Below are 19,236 nucleotides of genomic sequence, written 5' to 3' on the forward strand. Positions count from 1 at the left end.
CCTCCTTCGGTATCATTCCGTCCACCATCACCACCTTCGTTCTTCATAGGGCGCCAGTATGTCGAGCAATTTTATAGAGGGCTGCGGTCTTTGCGCCGTTTACCCTTCAGCAACGGGATGTGTCCTGTTCGTCCGCCTCGGGAAGACATAGAGCTCAGCAGTTGCCGCTTATTCGCTCTCCCTTCAGTTCGCCTTCGTCCGAGCACACGTGCTTGCTCAACGACCCTCCGTTTTTGCCCTCCAATTCTGCTGGCCGGGTTCGCAGTATGCGTGGTCCCGGCTGGGCCCAATGCGATTGGGGAAGGTGCGGTGCTTTGTCCGTTTTCCGGTCTCGCTCAGCGAGGGCGGGCGGGCAGGGTGCGAGGAAGGCAGTTTGGCTGAACATGAATGAACCTCATGTTGTTGTCGCAGATTATGCATTTGATTGTGATCGGCGATGTTCGGTATCGAGGCACCTCGATATGATAGGACCGATATGATCAATTTTTCCCTCCCGATCACCGACAGTTTCAAAGCCCTAGACGCCGCCGCCCGAGATCGCATCCTCGTGCTGGATGGTGCCATGGGGACGATGATTCAGACCCTGAACATGACCGAGGAGGATTTTACTGCCAATGGCCACATTCACGGGCCGGGGTGCAGACACCACCAATCGGACCATCCGCAAAAAGGCAACAACGACCTTTTGGTACTGACCCAGCCCAAGGCGGTGGAGGATATCCAGCTGCAGTTCGCTCTGGCGGGGGCGGATATTCTTGAAACCAACACGTTTTCCTCCACCACCATTGCGCAGGCGGACTATGGGTTGGAGACGGCGGTACATGACCTGAACGTCGCAGGCGCGCAGGTGGCGCGGCGCGCGGCGGATCGGGCGCAAGCCGAGGATGGCCGCCCGCGCTACGTGGCGGGGGCTGTTGGACCGACCAACCGAACCGCCTCCATCAGCCCGGATGTGAATGATCCCGGTTACCGCGCGGTCACCTTCGATGATCTGCGCCGTGCCTATGGTCAGCAGATCGACGGGCTGATCGAGGGCGGGTCCGACCTGATCCTGATCGAAACCATCTTTGACACGTTGAACGCCAAGGCGGCGCTGTTTGCCGCGTTTGAGAGTTTCGCCAAGATCGGCCGTCGCCTGCCGCTGATGATTTCGGGCACGATTACCGATGCCTCGGGGCGGACACTGTCGGGTCAGACCCCGACCGCCTTCTGGCATTCGGTGCGCCACGCGCGCCCCTTTACCGTGGGATTGAACTGCGCCCTTGGTGCCGATGCCATGCGGCCGCATCTGGCGGAATTGTCGGGCGTTGCCGAAACCATGATCTGCGCCTATCCGAACGCCGGTCTGCCCAATGCCTTTGGTCAATATGACGAGGAACCGGACGACACCGCCAGCAAGGTCGCGGTCTTTGCGAAAGAGGGGCTGGTGAATGTGGTGGGGGGCTGCTGCGGCACCACGCCCGAGCATATCCGCGCCATCGCCGAGCAAGTGGCCCCCTATGCGCCGCGCAAACCAAGAGGGACCAACAATGTCTGATCCGCTGCTGCGCCTTTCGGGGCTGGAACCCTTTGTGCTCACCAAGGACATCCCGTTCGTCAACGTGGGCGAGCGCACCAATGTCACTGGTTCGGCCAAGTTCCGAAAGCTGATTACCAACCGCGACTATGCCACCGCGCTGGATGTGGCCCGCGATCAGGTGGAGAACGGCGCCCAGATCATCGACGTCAACATGGACGAGGGGCTGATCGACTCCAAACAGGTGATGGTCGACTTCCTCAATCTGGTTGCGGCAGAGCCTGACATCGCCCGCGTGCCGGTGATGATCGACAGCTCCAAATGGGAGGTGATCGAGGCGGGTCTGCAATGTGTGCAGGGCAAGCCGGTGGTCAATTCGATTTCGCTGAAGGAAGGCGAGGAGGCGTTTCTGCATCAGGCCAGCCTGTGCCTTGCTTACGGTGCCGCCGTGGTGGTCATGGCCTTTGACGAGACGGGGCAGGCGGACAGTTTTGAACGCAAGACCGAGATCTGCGCCCGCGCCTACCGGATCCTGACCGAGAAGGTTGGCTTTCCCCCCGAGGATATCATCTTTGATCCCAACGTCTTTGCCGTGGCCACGGGGATCGACGAACACGACAATTACGGCGTTGATTTCATCGAGGCGACGCGCTGGATCCGGGAAAACCTGCCGCATTGTCACATCTCTGGCGGGGTCTCCAACCTGTCGTTCAGCTTTCGTGGCAATGACCCGGTGCGCGAGGCGATGCATGCGGTGTTCCTGTATCACGCCATTCAGGCGGGCATGGACATGGGCATCGTCAACGCGGGGCAACTGGTGGTCTATGACCAGATTGACGCCGATCTGCGCGAGGCCTGCGAGGATGTGGTCCTGAACCGCACCCCGGCCAATGGGGAGAGTGCGACCGAGAACCTTCTCGACATCGCGGAGCGCTTCAAGGGCAACAAGCGCGAAGAGAAGAAACGCGATCTCGCCTGGCGGGAATGGCCGGTCGAAAAGCGGCTGGAGCATGCGCTGGTCAACGGGATCACCGAATTTGTCGATGAAGACACCGAAGCGGCGCGTGTGGCCGCAGACAAACCGCTCGATGTGATCGAGGGGCCGCTGATGGCGGGCATGAATGTGGTGGGCGACCTGTTTGGCGCCGGCAAGATGTTCCTGCCGCAGGTGGTGAAATCGGCCCGCGTGATGAAGCAGGCGGTTGCAGTTCTGCTGCCCTATATGGAAGCGCAGGACGAGGGGCAGCGTGAGAGCGCCGGGCGCGTGCTGATGGCCACGGTAAAAGGCGATGTGCACGACATCGGCAAGAATATCGTCGGCGTTGTTCTGGCCTGCAACAATTACGAGATCATCGACCTTGGGGTGATGGTGCCGCCGCAAAAGATCCTCGAAGAGGCTAAGGCCCATAATGTGGATATCATCGGCCTGTCCGGTCTGATCACCCCATCGCTGGACGAGATGGTGCATCTGGCTTCGGAAATGGAGCGGGAGGCGTTCGACGTGCCCCTGCTGATCGGCGGGGCCACAACCTCCAAGGTGCATACCGCCGTCAAGATCGCGCCGAACTATACCAAGAGCCAGGCGATCTATGTCACCGACGCCAGTCGCGCGGTTGGGGTGGTGTCTGCGCTGCTTAGCAAGACGCAGAAGCAGCCCTATATCGACGGCATCCGCACAGAATATTCCGAAGTGACAGAGCGCCACGAACGCGCGGAGCGGGCCAAGCAGCGCCTGCCGCTGGAGGCGGCGCGCGCCAATGCGATGAAGATCGACTGGTCCGACTATTCCGCAACCGCGCCGTCCTTTACCGGCGCGCGCGTGATCGAGGGCTGGGATCTTGCGGAGATCGCCCGCTACATTGACTGGACGCCGTTCTTTCAGACGTGGGAGTTGAAGGGCGTCTATCCGCGTATTCTCGAGCACGAGAAATATGGCGAGGCGGCGCGCAACCTGTTTCAGGACGCACAGGCGATGCTGAAGCAGATCATCGACGAAAACTGGTTCGGACCGCGCGCGGTTGTGGGGTTCTGGCCCGCCAACGCGGTCGGGGATGACATTCGTCTGTTCCAGAACGATGCGCGCACCGAGACGCTGGCCACGCTGCACACGCTGCGCCAGCAGACCTCCAAGCGCAAGGACAGCCCCAATCTGGCGCTTGCGGATTTCGTCGCGCCGGAAGGCACGCCCGATTGGGTTGGTGGCTTTGTGGTCACGGCGGGGCCGGAGGAACTGGCGATTTCCGAGCGCTTTGAGAAAGCCGGAGACGACTATGGTGCGATCATGGTCAAGGCGCTTGCGGATCGGTTTGCAGAGGCCATGGCTGAGATGCTGCACCAGCAGGTGCGGCGCGAGCACTGGGGCTATGCAAAGGATGAGCAGTTTGAGCCGCAGGAGCTGATCGGTGAGCCCTATGATGGTATTCGCCCCGCCCCCGGTTACCCTGCGCAACCGGACCACACCGAGAAGCGGACGCTTTTTGATCTGCTTGATGCGGAGGCGAACACAGGCGTTGAGCTGACCGAAAGCATGGCAATGTGGCCGGGGTCATCGGTGTCCGGGCTCTATCTCGGTCATCCCGAGGCTTATTACTTTGGCGTGGCCAAGGTCGAGCGCGATCAGGTGGCGGATTATGCCGTGCGCAAGGGAATGGATCTGGCCGAAGCGGAACGCTGGTTGTCCCCGATCCTGAACTATCGCCCCACCAGCTCTGCCGCGGTGGCTGCGGAATAACGGTCGGGCCGCCGTCTTGGCGGCCCGGTTGGCGCCAGAGGGCGACGCCTGCCGTTCAGCCAGCGGGCGCACGCGATTTGACTAACAGCTCCGGTAATCTGATGTGACCACCGCTGTTCCCGATCACTGTTCCCTGAAGGCCCGGATCATGCTGTCTGCGACAGGCTTCATCAGATATTGGATGAATGTCCGGTTCTGGGTCTGAATCATGATCTGGGCGGGCATGCCCGGTGTGGGCGTGAAGCCGCGTACACGGTCCAGCTCGCTCGGTGCGACCGAGATACGTGCCACGTAGATTTCCTGAGGCAGCTCCTGCGAGCGATCCAGGATCGCATCCGCAGAGACATAGTAGACCTCGCCCTGCAGAATGGGTGTGGTGCGTTGGTTCAGTGCCGTCAGCCTGACGGTCGCGGCCTGACCTTTGCGGACCACATCAATTTCAGTGCGCGGGATCTGGACCTCGATGATCAGCGGCTCGCCGGTGGGCAGGATTTCCAGAATGGCCTTGCCGCTTTCGACGACGCCACCGGCCGTATGATAATGCAGACGAATGACGGTGCCCGAGACCGGCGCGACGATTTCGGTTCGGTTGAGGACGCTCTCAGCCTTGCGGGCCTGTTCGCGGACGCTTTCAAGCTCGGATTGTACCGCCTGCAACTCATCCAGCGCAGCGCTTTGTCGTTCGTTGATGGTCTGCGTGATCTGTGACTCGTAGCGACGCGACAGGGAGGCGGTCTCGTCGACCTCCGACTCCAACCGCCCGATCTGCCCTTTGGCTTCGGCAAGCGCCCGGCGCAGGGTGTTGTATTCGGTCTTTCGCACAAGCCCCTTTTCCAGCAATTGTTCCTTGGCCTCGGAGTCCTCCTCGAGGATCTCCAGCTGCGCACGGGTGGCGATCAGTTGTTTCTCGTAGCCGGACGACCTGTCCCTGAGCGCTTCGATGCTTTGATTGAGCAGGTTTATGTCGTTGCGCAACTGCTGGGTGGCGGCGTTGAAGACGATCTGCTGCCCATCAAGCATCGCTGCCACATTGAAGTCAGAGCGCAGCTGTTCCAGCTTTGGCGGATAGACCAGCGTGTCCTTGCGATTGTATTCGGCAAGGATCCGGGTCTCCATCGCTTCAAGTCGAACCTGACGCAAGAAAAGCTCTCGTTCGGTCGCAAGGGCAGAGGTTTCATCCAGCAGGACAATGGGTTGTCCTGCGACGACGTTTTCGCCTTCTTCGACGAGAATGGCCTTGATAATCCCGCCTTCAAGGTGCTGCACGATCTTGTTGCTGCCGGTGGCAACGAAGCTGCCCTGCGAAATGACCGCAGCGGCCAGAGGCGCCATGAAGGCCCAGAGACCAAACCCGCCAATGCCAAAGACCAAAAGGAAAAGCCCGAAGCTGACGTGTTTTTTGACCGAGCGAGGCACGTCCTCGTACCATTCTGCAGGCGCGACATATGCAGTCATGTCAGACATTGCGCGGCCCTCCATTGCCTTGCGACGGAAGCTTGCCACCCGAGGTGCGTTCCGACAGTTTTTGCAGCACTTGCTGGCGTTCGCCGAACAGAACGATATTGCCATCCGCGAGCAGCATGATCTTGTCCACCACGCTCAGCAGTGAAGGCTTCTGCGTGATCACGACCACCGTGATGCCTGCTTCGCCTGCGTGGCGGATGGCATTGGCCAGAGCCTGGTCGCCAGAGGTGTCGAGGTTGGAGTTCGGCTCGTCCAGAACCAGAAAGCGCGGATTGCCAAAGAACGCCCGCGCTAGGGCGATCCGTTGTTTCTGGCCGCCGGACAGGGGTGAGCCATCCGCCGCAACCATGGTTTCATACCCATGGGGCAGGGAAGCGATCATGTCGTGTACATCAGCCAGCAGGGCGGCGCGATGGATATCCTCATCCTTGGCGCCAGCGCGCATCCGGGCGATGTTGTTCTTGATCGATCCGGGAAAGAGCTGCACGTCCTGCGGCAGATAGCCGATGTTCTCGCCCAGCTGGCGCTCGTCCCAATTGCGCAGATCCATCAGATCAAGCCGCACGTTGCCGGATGTCGGCAGGATCGATCCTACCAGCATCTTGCCCAGTGTCGTCTTGCCCGCGCCGGAGTTGCCGATCACCGCCAGAGAGTCACCGGGATTGAGGCCGAAGGTCAGCCCGTTCAGGATCACCTGCTTGGTGCCGGCGGGAACGAACAGCAGGCGTTCGACGTTCAGGCGTCCTTCGGGTCGGGGCAGGCGGAGCTTTTCGAACTTCTGCACCGAGGACATCATCAGTTTGGACACCCTGTCATAGGCGGCGCGGGATTGCGAAAACCCGTTCCAGCCTTCGATCGACCCTTCGATCGGAGCCAGCGCACGACCGGCGATGATGGATGCGGCGATCACCATGCCACCGGTGATTTCACCTTCCAGTGCAAGAAATGCACCCCAGCCCAGCATGGCAATCTGCGTGAGCAACCGCGCCCCGCGCGACACGGCGGCCCAGACGATGTTGCGGTCCTGTGCAATGACCTGCGCGCGCAGGGAGGCAGCCGTGTCGCGCCCCCACAGGGCAACCGCTTCGGGCACCATTGCCAGAGCGTTGATGATCTGGCTGTTCCGCGACATGGAGTCGAGATGCATATTCGCCCGCGATTGGGCCTGATTGGCCTCGGCAAAGGGCTTGGATGTGACCTTCTGGTTGATCAGCGCGATGATCATGAGCGCAATCGCGGTTCCGATCACAATCATGCCGAGATGTGGATGCACCATGAAAATCGCGAGAATGAACAGGGGGGCAAACGGCACATCCAGAAAGGAGATCAATGTGCCTGACACTAGGAAGGAGCGCAGCAATTGCAGATCCCCAAGCGTTTGATACTGGCGTCCATTGTCATGCAGCGAGGCATGTGCGGCGGCGCTGAGCACGGGAGCACCGAGCAGGACTGCAACCTCGACAGCGGTGCGCATCAGGATGAAGCGTCTCACCGCGTCAAAGATGGCTTGCAGGATCACCGCCCCTGCGATCACCACGGTCAGCATGATGAGCGTGTCGAGGGATCGGCTGGTCAGAACCCGATCCGAGATCTGGAACAGGTAAATCGGAATGGCCAGCACCAGCAAGTTTGTGGCGCAGGTCAGGACCATGACAAAGCCGAGGTTGCGGCGCACGACCTTGCGCCCCCTTTGCAGCTGTTGAACAAACTGCTCGGGCCCTGCACGTTTATGGAACTGTGGCGTCGAGCCACCACCGTCGCCCCCGCCATTGCCGGTGTTGGTATTTGCGGGTGGCTTGCCTCCGCCTGATTTGAGGGTGGGGCCGGTGTCGGCCTCGATCTGGACGCCGCCAAGTCCCTTTGGAATGCGTTGGGTGGCCCCCATCTTTTCGGTTTGGTCGCACCGAAGTTCGGGCGTGAGTTTGAGGGGGGGCTGAGTCTCCTGATCGGGAGATGGGGTACTGGATGTGTTTTGAGTATCTTTTGGTGTAGCGCCGGGCGCATCGCCAGAGCCGGAAAAGGTCTTATCTAACATCATATCACTCTATTTATCAGGCCAACATTGTTTGCATCATGTCGGGGCTTCCGCTGTATTCGGGCGGGGTTGCGATGATTTCGATATCGTTGGAGGTCTCTGTGTCCGGGCCGATCATACCGTCGGCCAGAAAGGCCACCGCCTCGGTGGCGAGTGCGGGCAGGGCGACGCCCAGCGGGTCGGAGTCCGTGTCGATCAGATTGGCCTGATAGAGCAGGGCATCGCTGTAGACATCGCCTTCGACCCGGACTTCGGAGTCGATGCCGTAGACGTCGACGGAGGCCAGGTTGATCGCGGCGTTTGATCCGGTGACCAGATCCACCGAAGCGCCGGTCTGGTCCTCGAAGTTGTCCAACGCGAGGTGAACCTGATCGGAATCCCCCATGACATTGGTCTGCTCCAGCCAGTTCACGGTTGTGAGGTCGCCGGAGATATACAAGACGGTCAGAAGATCATCGCCCTCGAACACACTGTCATGGGCGACGTCTTCCGTGATGGTGGTGGCCCCGGCAGCAAAGGCCTCGCTCGCGGTCGCGAAATTCGATGTCATCTCACCGTAGCTGTTGACCCCGGTGGTCGAGATGCTTGCGCCGTTGAACAGCAGGTTGTCACCGCCGGAAAAGGTGAAGGGGACGTCTGCCGATGAGGTAATGGTGTCGTAGTCCATCATCACATTGGTCTGGCTGATCTGATTGATCGTAATCAGGCTGCCGCCGATCATGATCAGGTCGTAACCGTAGCCAATCTCGGCGAGATCGACCACGTTGGCGATGGTATTGTCGCCCATCACGATATGCGTGTTGCTGCCGGTGAATTGGATATCCGCGCGGTCATGGTCCGTCATGAAGCTGAACTGATTGACCCAGTTCACAGTCAGAATATCGCCGTCGATGCGGGTCACAGCCCAGTTTTGAGGTAGGCCGAGGTCCTCTGCCGGGCTGTCGGCTGGCGTTGTCCCATCCTCGGCTACCGGCGCCGTTGAGGTGTAGGACATCATGGCGACATTGAAACTTGCAGAGAGCGATGCCGCCCCATGTCCGTTCAGGGTGACGTGTTCGAACAGAACATTCACCTGACTGATTGAATTCAGCTCGACGACATCCCCCATGACGGAGATCACCGGCGCATCCAGCCAGCCAACTGAAATGGATGCGTCATTGATCATGACATTGCCGCCGGTCACCACGTTGTGCCCCGCGTCGATGTCAAATAGCCCGTCATCTGACGACGATCCGTCCAAACCTTCGAAGGGGTCGGTGTTTTCCAGCGCGTCAGGATCGTCGTTCCCCTCTGCGGTCCCCTCTGCAGGCGCATCGGTCGATGAGGTCTCGTCCGATCCATCTGCCTCCAGCGCGACGTCCGGATTCTCGTCGCTGAAGTACGCCGGCATGACGTCGTCCAGAATTGGTGTGTCCTCGACCGTTTCACCGTCCATATGGCTGCCGTCCGCGTCGGCACCGTGAAAGACGCTCACCGTTTCACCAATGCGAGATGCGCCATCTGTGGCACCCATATTTTCATGCAGGGTAATCGCTGCGGTGAGCGTGCTCTGGCTGAAATCCAGCGGCGCATCGGTCGACATCGCCCCAAGCGTTTGGGCAACCAGATAGGATGTGTGCAGTGAGGTCACGTATTCCGACGGATCTACAAAAACGGCCTGAACGTCGTTGAGGTACAATTCGTCGCTATCATCCATCCAGGCCGCCTGAATCGTGATCGTCGCAACGCTGCCCGGCGGTTCCAGCGTCAGAAGCGGACGACCATTGATGAAGGGCAAGGGCGCCTGGCTCTGCGGCGTATCGGTCTGCTCTGGCACCGGGGCAAAAGGCTGCTGGTAGGGAAGCCCTCTGAAAAAGAGACCGTAGTCGGCGGGGGCAAAGAAATAGTCGGTCGTCGAGGGGGTATAGTCCACCTCGGGCGTGAAGTCCGTGAGTGTGTATGGGACGTTGAGCGTGACGGCGATGTGGATCAGCTCTTCTGTGTCCGGTTCTGCCGCCTGGATCGCCTTGAATTTGGCATAGACATCGCGCATGCGCGCTTCTTCGACTGCGATGTGGAATACACCGATCATGTGCGCGATGACTTCGGTTGTTTTATCGAACATTTTCTGGCCCCAATTTCTGCGATTGAATGGCCGCTCACCTCGGTATTTTGTTCTGGGCGGATGAAAAATCCGCAGTCGGTTCTGGAAAGTTCAAGACAGATCGGGCCCGCAGAGCGGGCCCGATCAATGGTGTGTTTGACTTACGCGCCGTCGCCATCGTCGCCGATGTAGCTGGAGCTGAAGCCCCCGCCGACCACGGTCATATCAACGGTGTTGCCAAGAACGTTGGCCCCCATCACGATGCTCTGGTTGAACGCCGTGGTGTCGATCTGCGACGCCGCCGAAGCGAAGGATTCGCCGGTCACGAAGCCGTCGTCACCATTGTTCGATCCCCACATTCCGGCATCGCCACCAGCACCACCGGCACCAGTTGTGGCGTTGCCGCCATTGCCGCCGACACCGCCGCCAGCCTGGACGCCACCGACAACCGCCTGGCCACCGAAGCCATCACCGCTGTCGCCGCCCCAGGCATGACCGCCGTAGCCGTCACCGCCGTCACCGGCGCCGGCAAGGTTCATACCGCCATTGCCCTGAGCGTTGCTCATCGCAGCAGCCCATGCACCAGCGTCACCGCCGTCACCACCGTTGGCGTTGCCGCCCGCACCGTTGCCCGCGCCACTACCGGCTGCAGAGGCAAGCGATCCGGCGTCGCCACCGTTGCCGCTCTGACCGGATCCGGAACCAAGACCTGCGCCAGTTGCGTCTGCGTCGGAATCTCCGGTGTTGCCACCGTCAGCTCCGGCCAGACCAAGGCCAAGCAGACCCAGACCAGCACCGACTGCGCCGGCATCCCCAGCGTCGCTGCTGTCCGCGCCGGCCCCTGCGGCACCGGTTCCGACACCGATCCCACCGGCATCCCCGGTGTTGCCGCCATCCGCATTGGATCCGGCAACGCCAAGACCAACGCCCAGACCCGCACCGATCGAGGACGCATCACCGCCATCGTCGCTGGTGGCATCTGAATCAGACCCAGCACCACCAATTCCGACACCGAGGCCGATGGCCGCTGCGCTACCGCCAGCTGCACCGGTGCCGCCCTGGGCTGCACCGTTTCCAGCCGCTCCGCTGGCGCCACCGGTTGCGCCGGCTGCACCGCCGATACCGAGGCCGCCAAGCGCGCCAGCACCGTTCGCGTTTGCATGACCACCACCGGATCCGCCTGCCGCGCCGGCAGCGATACCGTCATCGGATGTGGCGGTGCCACCACTGGACGTGTTGGTCTGAGTCATGGTGCCGCTGTTGGACACATTGCTCAGGTGATCGTTGTCCTGAAGGTTGTTGGACTGCGCATTGATCGTTCCGGCATCATTGCCGGCACCGTTCAGGGCGTCGTTCAGCATGTTGTCCAGGTCGAGGTCATTGCCGGGATTATAGTCGATGTTGCCATGCGCCATGATGAAGTCACCGGCGTTGGAGTGATCGAGATCGATATCGGCAAAGTCATCATCTGTCGGCTCATAGCCACCCAGATCGACATCAACATCCACATCAACGGTCGTGTCGGTGGTGTTGGTGTTGCTGTTGTGGTTGCCATTGGCGTTCAGGTTGGCATTGGCGTTGGCATTGGCGTTGGCATTCCCATTGGAGTTCCCGTTATGGTTGCCATTGGCGTTGCCGTTGGCATTCCCGTTGTGGTTGCCGTTCGCATTTCCATTGCCGTTCAAGTTACCGTTGCCATTGCCATTCATGTTGCCATTCCAGCTTTCACTGGCCTGGTACTGGCCTTGACCTTGGTCTTGATCCTGATCGGAGTGTTGGCCCTGGGCTTGCAGTTGTGCCTGAAGCTCAGCTTGCAGCTGACCTTGGCCCTGACCTTGATCCTGGTCCTGCTCCTGATCCTGAGAGTCGCCCCAGTTGCCGAAAAGGAATGGTGTTTTATTTGACATTGTATTTCTCCGGTAAAGCATTCCCCGGATCGCCGCTCATTTCAAAAGCGATCATCAGGGTGTGCGATTGGTGAGTTGTCATGAAGATGCGGTGCCGCAGGTGAACGGGATGTTCTTCCGCTGGTCCGCGATTGATGTGCTGAAGTGTATTTGGCCCCCCCCTTTCTTGCTATACAATTTTTCAAAAGCGATGACTTTGAACTGAAAGTGCAGAGGTAATCACGCCGCTATTTTCAGTTTGGTCTCAGCGTGAGGTAACGATCACGCAGGTCTCAGGACGAGACAGACCGAGCATTGCGAAAACGCAGCCGCAAAACTACCCATCCATAGGGGTTAGTTTTTGAATCGAGGCATTAACCTTTTGTTAATTATTGGTATTTTGCCATGGGGTGGGTAATTTAAGTGCGCTGAAACATCGCTGCGCAGCTTTAATGTAGATAATTAGGTTAGGGTGTCCGGAAAAAGGTGTATACGCCCTGATCGGAAGTTCTCATCCTGGAGGCTGTATTTCAAAATACGACTCTATGAGCTTGCGGATGGATCAGGCACCAATGTCAGGCCGATGGTTTTCGAAAAATGATAGGTGTGTATCAATCTGTCTGGTCTTGATCGTCAGGCGCGGCACAACTTTAATGCGATTGCAAGGTTTGATTAAGGCACATGCTGGTTGTGGGGACAGGGAGGTGCGTAGTTCGCAGAACCCTTTGAGTGATTCTCTGTTCGGTTGAGATCTTCATAGAGTCTGTAATGTAGTATTAAAAACAGCGTGTTGGGGTGATTTTTTGAACTTATGAGTGCTCGCGACTTCACAGAGTTCGGGAAGGTTTCGGCGCCTGAAGCACTCAACTGGATCGACTGGGGCGATGATGTTCTATTTCAGAATTTTAAACCTGAATTCAGGCAATTACCCTGGCGTGAGGTGGGTATGAAAGACGCCATGAGCGGATCTTTACCGAAAAATACAGACAGTAGATTTAAATTGTGATAATTTTGCTAGGCCATACGTATTTCGGGGGTTTGGGCGCGATTCTTAGATGTTGCGATCAGGGAATTGTTTCCCTGCTTATTGCGCATGAAACCATCCCGAGCGCTGCTGAAAGATTAAAGAGAGGTGTGGTGACTCTTGTCTATATGACAGTCTTTGAGTGGTTGCAGTGCGCTACATCCAGGTGGAATGCGACATGACGAGTAAAGAATGTGTACATGAGTTTAGTGGGATCGCATGCTATTTTGTGGGGAATTCGCATGATTTTTCCTCCTCTGCTATTGATCTTGCTACTATTAGTTTCAGCTCAGTTAAGTTCGAACGGCTTGAAACGATAGACGAATTGATCGCCCTGAATTTGGAGAGACCTGACCGGGTGCGGTCGGTTATTCTAAACCAATCCATGGGCAAAACGCTGGTTGATCAGATGGAGCGCATACAAGAAGCGTTTCCAAGTGCGACAATTGCATTTGCATATCGGCAAGCTGAATTGGCGAAATCGTTCCTGTGCAAGATGCGCGAATTGCATCCGCGCCGACGGGTTGCATTTCTTCCCATGAACCGTGATCTGGACCGTTGGCTTACATTGCTGCGGTTATTGGTTTGCGGAGAAAATTTCGTGCCGGATGAATTGCACGATATTTTTTTTCAAGGCAATGACACAGCGTCAACATCTGAAAAAACAGACCACGCCTGCGAGGCGGCGCGTGTCGCTCAAAAAGAAGCACTTGAAGCGCGGACGGCCAAGGCCGTTGGCATCCGATTGACCACCCGGGAGGCTCAGGTGCTGTCCTGTGTCGCGGAGGGGAAGCAGAACAAGCTTATCGCCAATCGGCTCGGCCTGTCCGAACATACGGTCAAGCTGCATATCCATCACGTGATTGCCAAACTTGGGGTAAACAACCGGACAGAGGCTGCGGTCTGGTTTCTCGAAAATCACGGTTCAGACCATCTGGTTCAATGACCGATACGGAGAAGCAACTCAACTTTGACGGGTTCCTGTTGCTTGTCGGCAAGCTGAACTATGCATGGACAAATACCGAAAGCCTGCTCATCCATCTGATCGCCGGACTCGCCGGTGTGGACAAGGAGATCGCCACGGTGATCTTCCTAACGCTGAATACCACGCGGGCGCGTATCGACCTGGTGGAGCGGCTTACCAAGCTCGATAAGGTATCCGCGACGGAGCGCGCGCCGATCCTGGCATTGACCGGACGGATCCAGCGACAATCCGCGCTCCGGAACAGGTATAACCACTGCATCTATGCGTTTGATGCCGATGGGGGGAACCCGCATACGATCCTGATGCGGATTGCAGATCGCAGGGATACGCTGAAGATTGGTCAGTCCACGCCGCTCAATGATGCGGCGGCTGAGGATATCGAGGCGGCGATCTCTGAGCTGACTGCCATAAACCTCAATATCTGGAAGGTTATTGCCCAGTTCGACTACCCAAAATAGAGCGCTGCGACAGGCTAACCGTAAGGTGTAACCCTATTGCTAGCTTCACAGAAAAATGCTCTGATTTTACGCTGATACCCTCGATAAATTTCATTTTAGCAGCTTGAAAGCGGCGAAGAAAAGCAATGATAGTCTGCTTTTGTTCCGTTCTAGAGCATCTGCGTAAATCCGCAAATCTGAGCTGCTGATTTCCACCTTGGGGGTGTGCAATGTCAGTATCTTTCTCGCCGTTCCTGATGCGCAGACGGACAGGTCAGGATCTTCGCCGGATTGTTGTAGCGGGGGGAGCTGGGTTTGTTGGAGGGCATCTGTGCCAGCGCCTTGTTCAGGATGGCCATGATGTCATCTGTATCGATAATTTCCAGACCGGGCGGACGTGCAACATCGTGCATTTGCAGGATGAACAGAACTTCACCTGTATTTCTCACGATATCATCGACCCTTTGCCGGATCTTGGCCCGGTGGACGAGATCTACAATCTGGCCTGCGCGGCGTCGCCGAAAAAGTATCAGGTCGACCCGATCCATACCTTCAAGACGAACGTGTTCGGGGCGCTCAATCTGCTGGAGCTGGCCTTGCGCCACGACGCAACGATTTTGCAGTCGTCCACATCCGAAGTGTATGGCGACCCCGAAATTTCGCCGCAGGCTGAAGCCTATCGTGGCAACGTAAATACCATGGGGCCGCGCTCCTGCTACGATGAGGGCAAGCGGGCGGTCGAGACGCTGTTTTACGATTTCCACCACTCACGCGGCGCAAGGACACGTGTCGCCCGTATTTTCAATACCTATGGGCCGGGTATGTGTCCGGCGGACGGACGGGTGATTTCCAACTTTGTGACGCAGGCGCTCTCCGGGACTCCGGTTACCGTTTACGGCGATGGCTCCCAAACGCGGTCGTTCTGTTTCATCAGCGATCTTGTCGATGGTCTGATGGCGCTCATGGCGGCTGATGACGAGGAGGTGACCCCCTATAATCTGGGCAATCCCGGCGAGTTCACGATCACCGAAGTGGCGCGGCACATCATCGCTACGCTGGGGTCCAAATCCGCGATCGAATATCTCGATCTGCCTGTCGATGATCCCAGACAACGCCGTCCGGATATTACAAAGGCAATGGCGGATCTGCACTGGGCTCCAAAGGTATCTCTGGCGGAGGGTCTGAAAAAGACGGTGCCGTATTTTGCCGCCCATCTCGGCGGACCGGCCACCAGGCTTCTGGTCGCGGAATGACGAGCCTTGGCAACATATGTGTCACCGGCGGCGCCGGGTATATCGGCAGCCACGCGTGCTACGCGCTGGCGCGCGAAGGGCGGGTGCCGCTTGTTGTCGACAACCTTTCGACGGGAAACCGCTCTGCGATCCGCTGGGGACCGCTTGCCGAACTCGACTTGCGCGACACCGCGCAGCTGACCGACGCGCTGGTTGCGCATGAGGTTTCGACCGTCATGCATTTTGCCGCATCTGCCTATGTCGGAGAGTCGGTGTCCGACCCGATGAAGTACTACGACAACAATGTGGGCGGGATGCTGTCCCTGCTGCGGGCCTGCGAGGGCGCGGGGGTGCAGCGCTTTGTATTGTCCAGCAGCTGCGCCACTTATGGCATACCCGATGCAATTCCAGTGAAGGAGTCCACGGCGCAACGGCCGATCAACCCCTATGGCGAAAGCAAGCTGATCTGTGAGCGGATGCTGCGCGATGTCGCGCAGCAGGCCGGGATGTCATTCGCAATACTGCGGTATTTCAATGTGGCGGGGGCCGATGCAAGTGGCGCTCTTGCCGAAGACCATGATCCCGAGACACATCTGGTGCCGCTGACGCTGTTCACGGCTGCGGGCCGGCGGGATCTGCTCACTCTGTTCGGGGCAGATTATGACACGCCTGATGGCACCTGCATCCGGGATTACATCCACGTCAGCGACTTGGTGCAGGGGCACCTTCAGGCCCTTGGCTATCTGGAGGCGCGCAAGGGCAACCTGACCGTGAACCTTGGAAGCGGTCGGGGCGTGTCGAACCTTGAAATCGTGCAGACCGTTGAGCGGATTACCCAATGCCATGTCAGAACCCGAATGGCGGAGCGTCGCGCAGGGGACCCGCCGGTTCTGGTCGCAGACACGAGCTTTGCCCGGCAGACCCTCGGGTTTGATCCGCAACGGTCTGACATCGATACGATCGTGACAGATGCTGCCCGCAGCTTTGGGATGTTGGAGGTGAAAGATGCGGAATCTGCATGACCTCTCGCGCCAGATCTACCGGGCCCCTGTCCTCAAGGGCGCGCTTCGGGTCAAATATCTGATCCTGTCGCTGCTGTGGCTGTCTGCCGCTGTCTTCTTCTGGCAATGGTGGCTTCAGCCGGTCCATTACACGCAGTGGTTCCTCTACTGGCCTGTGACACTCTGTGTCTTCTGGGTGTTCTTTGTTCAGGCCTATCTGCTGTTCTTCTTTATGCGGGCGCATCACGCCACCGGGCGTGTTGGGGACCTTGGGCCGCACCGCGTTGCCATGGTGGTGACCAAGGCACCGTCGGAACCGTTTGAAATTGTCCGAACCACGCTGATCGCAATGCTGGCACAGGACGTCCCACATGACACCTGGCTTGCGGATGAGGATCCGGATCAGATGACCCGGGACTGGTGCGCAGAAAACGGGGTCCAGATTTCAACCCGCAAGGGGGTAGAGGCCTATCATCGCAAGACCTGGCCACGGCGCACCCGCTGCAAGGAAGGCAATCTGGCGTATTTCTACGATCGTTACGGATATGACCGCTATGATTTTGTCTCGCAGCTGGATGCGGATCACGTACCGCAACCCAACTACCTGCGCGAAATCCTGAGAGCCTTTGCCGACCCGCAGGTCGGATATGTGAGCGCGCCAAGCATCTGTTCGCAGAATTCCGGCACAAGCTGGGCGGCGCGCAGCCGTCTGCACAGCGAGGCTGTTTTCCATGGTGTGGTGCAGGCTGGCTATGCAAATGGTCTGGCTCCGATGTGTATCGGATCTCATTATGCGGTGCGTACGAAAGCGCTGCGTGAGGTCGGCGGATTGGGCCCGGAGCTGGCAGAGGACCATTCAACCTCAATGCTGATGAATGCCGGTGGCTGGAAGGGGATGCACGCGATGGATGCGATCGCCCTTGGCGACGGTCCCGCAACCTTTCTCGATCTGATTGTTCAGGAGTTTCAGTGGTCACGCAGCCTGATGACCATCTTCCTGCAGTACACGCCGTCCTATTTCATGCGTCTGTCTGTGCGGCATCGAATTCAGTTCGTGTTCTGTCAGCTCTGCTATCCACTTCTTGCCGGGTTCATGGCGTTGATGTTCGTCTTTCCCATTCTCGCGCTGCTGTTTGACGTGCGCTATGTCGATGTCACCTTTCCCGCCTTTGTCGGCCATGTCTGGCCATCGACGATCGCGCTGCTGACGTTGGTGTGGTGCTTACGGTCGGATGGGTTCTTCAGGCCGTATGACGCCAAGGTTCTGGGCTGGGAGAAGCTGGCTTTTGCCTTTGCGCAATGGCCTTGGGTCTTGCTGGGCATTGCGATGGCCGTGCGCGACCGTTTGTTTGGTGGCTTTGTCGACTTTCGGGTCACGCCAAAGGGCAGCGGTGCGGTGTCCGTGCTCCCATGGGCGGTTCTGCTGCCCTATGTGGCGCTGGCCCTGATGTCGCTGCTGCCCGTCCTGTTGATCGAGGAGATCTCGCAGGCGGCCGGATTTTACATTTTCGCGCTGATCAACGCGCTGATCTATACCGTTCTGTTTCTGGTGATCGTGCTCAAACATCTCAGCGAAAACGGGATCAGGTTCTTCTCCTGGCCGCTGCGCACCGCGATCCAGTTCGGCTGCGTGCTGCTTCTGTCGGGGTCCATCGTTCTCGGCTTTGGCGAGCGCAGCAATGCGGCGCTGATTGCGCTTACGGACACAGGGGGCGGGATCAAGATCTTCAGGCCGCATTTTCCGGTCTCTGGGGCAGGGCGGAGCACCGCCAACGCTCCAATCATGACCTACGACTCGGACTGGTACATTCAGCTGCTTAACTCTTTTACTTCGCAAAGGACGGGAAAATGAAACGCCTATCGGACTTCAAACGCCAGACCTTCAGAAATCTTGGGGTCGCGGCAACGCTGGTTCTTGCAACGGTCAGTGCACCTGCGGCGCAGACGGTGCCGCCCGGAAGCCTGCCGTTTGGTGTCTACGATCCAAATGGCGACTTCACCGACCTTGCCGGGGTGTCGATCGAACATCTGTTTCTTCCCTGGGAGGACGTCTTGCTGCCAAGCCTCAAGGAAGCGGAGACCTATGCAAAGGAGCGCGACCGCACCCTGCTTGTGACGATCGAGCCCTGGACCTGGTCGCGGGATGAGCGCAATTCACCAAGCGTGCTGCGAAATGGGATCGAGTCTGGTGCCTATGACGAAAAGATGGCTGCCATCTGCACCGCCCTCGGGAGCCTGGACATTCCCATGACGATCCGCTGGGCGCAGGAAATGGACGATGACAGCGGTCAGTTCATCTGGGCGGGCTGGGAGCCGGAGCGCTACATCTCCGCATATCGGCGGATGAATGATGTCTGCCGTGGCAGTGCGCCGGACGCAAAGTACATGTGGTCGCCGCTGGGCCGGGAGAACATGGCTGACTATTATCCGGGCGACGATGTTGTCGATGTGGTCGGGCTGTCGGTCTTCAGCTATCAACCTTGGGAAGGTGAAATCCTGGGCCAGTCACTGAGCTTTGCCGAGATCTTCGGCCCGCGCTATGACCGTGCGGTTGAATTCGGCAAACCAGTCATGGTGGCCGAGCTGGGCTTTGTCGGTGATGCCGAACATGTCGCCCGCTGGAATGCAGATATCCGCACCATGGGCGACGCATATCCCGAGTTGGCTGCGGTGGTCTATTTCGGACAGCAAGAGGTCTATCCTTGGCCCGACGGGTTTGGCTTACCGAACTGGCGCCAGACGGCACATATCTTGGAGTGATCGCCGGTCAGCTCCAAAGGCTGCCGTCACGCTCTGTGATCAGCTGACGTGGATTCGCCGAGCCGACGGCGCTGCAAGCGAC

At 58.6% G+C, this 19,236-nt stretch carries 14 protein-coding genes; 9 read left to right on the top strand and 5 right to left on the bottom strand.

Translation table 11 applies throughout. The annotated features are described in order from the left end of the window. Positions 1–475 precede the first annotated feature (475 nt). Positions 476–1,537 carry a homocysteine S-methyltransferase family protein gene (locus R0J92_RS10110; RefSeq protein ID WP_106165117.1) on the top strand — a complete coding sequence of 354 codons (1,062 nt, stop codon included), beginning with the start codon at positions 476–478 and terminating at the stop codon, positions 1,535–1,537. Beyond that, the gene (metH, locus tag R0J92_RS10115) at positions 1,530–4,247 is read left to right on the top strand and encodes a methionine synthase (RefSeq protein ID WP_411051571.1); all 2,718 of its coding nucleotides are present in this window, start codon (positions 1,530–1,532) and stop codon (positions 4,245–4,247) included. Before R0J92_RS10110 ends, metH begins: the two co-directional genes overlap by 8 nt. Before the next feature lie 123 nt (positions 4,248–4,370). Here the strand turns inward: metH and R0J92_RS10120 are convergent, their stop codons facing one another. The 4 genes from R0J92_RS10120 to R0J92_RS10135 form a co-directional block, all read right to left on the bottom strand. Beyond that, on the bottom strand, positions 4,371–5,711 hold the full coding sequence (locus R0J92_RS10120; RefSeq protein ID WP_106165119.1) for an HlyD family type I secretion periplasmic adaptor subunit: 1,341 nt from the start codon (positions 5,709–5,711) through the stop codon (positions 4,371–4,373). Beyond that, the gene (locus R0J92_RS10125; RefSeq protein ID WP_411051600.1) at positions 5,704–7,746 is read right to left on the bottom strand and encodes a type I secretion system permease/ATPase; all 2,043 of its coding nucleotides are present in this window, start codon (positions 7,744–7,746) and stop codon (positions 5,704–5,706) included. The genes R0J92_RS10120 and R0J92_RS10125 overlap by 8 nt, the downstream gene beginning before the upstream one ends. Positions 7,747–7,762: 16 nt before the next feature. Then, positions 7,763–9,850, bottom strand: coding sequence for a type I secretion protein ATPase (locus R0J92_RS10130; RefSeq protein ID WP_411051572.1), 2,088 nt, complete (start codon positions 9,848–9,850; stop codon positions 7,763–7,765). Positions 9,851–9,990: 140 nt separating this feature from the next. Next, the gene (locus tag R0J92_RS10135) at positions 9,991–11,736 is read right to left on the bottom strand and encodes a hypothetical protein (protein ID WP_411051573.1); all 1,746 of its coding nucleotides are present in this window, start codon (positions 11,734–11,736) and stop codon (positions 9,991–9,993) included. 790 nt (positions 11,737–12,526) lie between these two features. Here R0J92_RS10135 and R0J92_RS10140 point away from each other — a divergent pair. The 3 genes from R0J92_RS10140 (at position 12,527) to R0J92_RS10150 (ending at position 14,182) form a co-directional block, all read left to right on the top strand. Next, positions 12,527–12,721: a hypothetical protein gene (locus tag R0J92_RS10140; protein WP_411051574.1), complete on the top strand. Its 195-nt coding sequence runs from the start codon at positions 12,527–12,529 to the stop codon at positions 12,719–12,721. 196 nt (positions 12,722–12,917) lie between these two features. Continuing rightward, entirely contained in the window at positions 12,918–13,685 is a 768-nt protein-coding gene (locus R0J92_RS10145; protein WP_243395070.1) for a helix-turn-helix transcriptional regulator, read from the top strand. Continuing rightward, positions 13,682–14,182, top strand: coding sequence for a hypothetical protein (locus R0J92_RS10150; RefSeq protein ID WP_106165123.1), 501 nt, complete (start codon positions 13,682–13,684; stop codon positions 14,180–14,182). Before R0J92_RS10145 ends, R0J92_RS10150 begins: the two co-directional genes overlap by 4 nt. Positions 14,183–14,394: 212 nt before the next feature. Here R0J92_RS10150 and R0J92_RS10155 read toward each other — a convergent pair whose 3' ends face one another. Further along, the gene (locus tag R0J92_RS10155; RefSeq protein WP_411051604.1) at positions 14,395–14,574 is read right to left on the bottom strand and encodes a hypothetical protein; all 180 of its coding nucleotides are present in this window, start codon (positions 14,572–14,574) and stop codon (positions 14,395–14,397) included. Between R0J92_RS10155 and R0J92_RS10160 the strand changes: the two genes are divergently transcribed. The 4 genes from R0J92_RS10160 to R0J92_RS10175 are packed head-to-tail and all read left to right on the top strand — an operon-like array spanning position 14,491 to position 19,154. Next, the gene (locus R0J92_RS10160; protein ID WP_411051601.1) at positions 14,491–15,414 is read left to right on the top strand and encodes a UDP-glucuronic acid decarboxylase family protein; all 924 of its coding nucleotides are present in this window, start codon (positions 14,491–14,493) and stop codon (positions 15,412–15,414) included. The genes R0J92_RS10155 and R0J92_RS10160 overlap by 84 nt on opposite strands. Then, positions 15,411–16,415 (top strand): UDP-glucose 4-epimerase GalE, encoded by a 1,005-nt coding sequence (gene galE / locus R0J92_RS10165; RefSeq protein ID WP_411051575.1) that lies wholly within the window; start codon positions 15,411–15,413, stop codon positions 16,413–16,415. The genes R0J92_RS10160 and galE overlap by 4 nt, the downstream gene beginning before the upstream one ends. Next, complete coding sequence (locus R0J92_RS10170; RefSeq protein ID WP_411051576.1) at positions 16,399–18,246, top strand: glycosyltransferase family 2 protein; 1,848 nt, start codon at positions 16,399–16,401, stop codon at positions 18,244–18,246. Before galE ends, R0J92_RS10170 begins: the two co-directional genes overlap by 17 nt. Then, positions 18,243–19,154, top strand: a complete 912-nt coding sequence (locus R0J92_RS10175; RefSeq protein WP_106165127.1) for a glycoside hydrolase family 26 protein — start codon at positions 18,243–18,245, stop codon at positions 19,152–19,154. The genes R0J92_RS10170 and R0J92_RS10175 overlap by 4 nt, the downstream gene beginning before the upstream one ends. The last annotated feature ends 82 nt before the right edge of the window (positions 19,155–19,236 follow it).

Source organism: Tritonibacter sp. SIMBA_163 (assembly GCF_046535935.1).
GTDB classification, from domain to species: domain Bacteria; phylum Pseudomonadota; class Alphaproteobacteria; order Rhodobacterales; family Rhodobacteraceae; genus Epibacterium; species Epibacterium scottomollicae.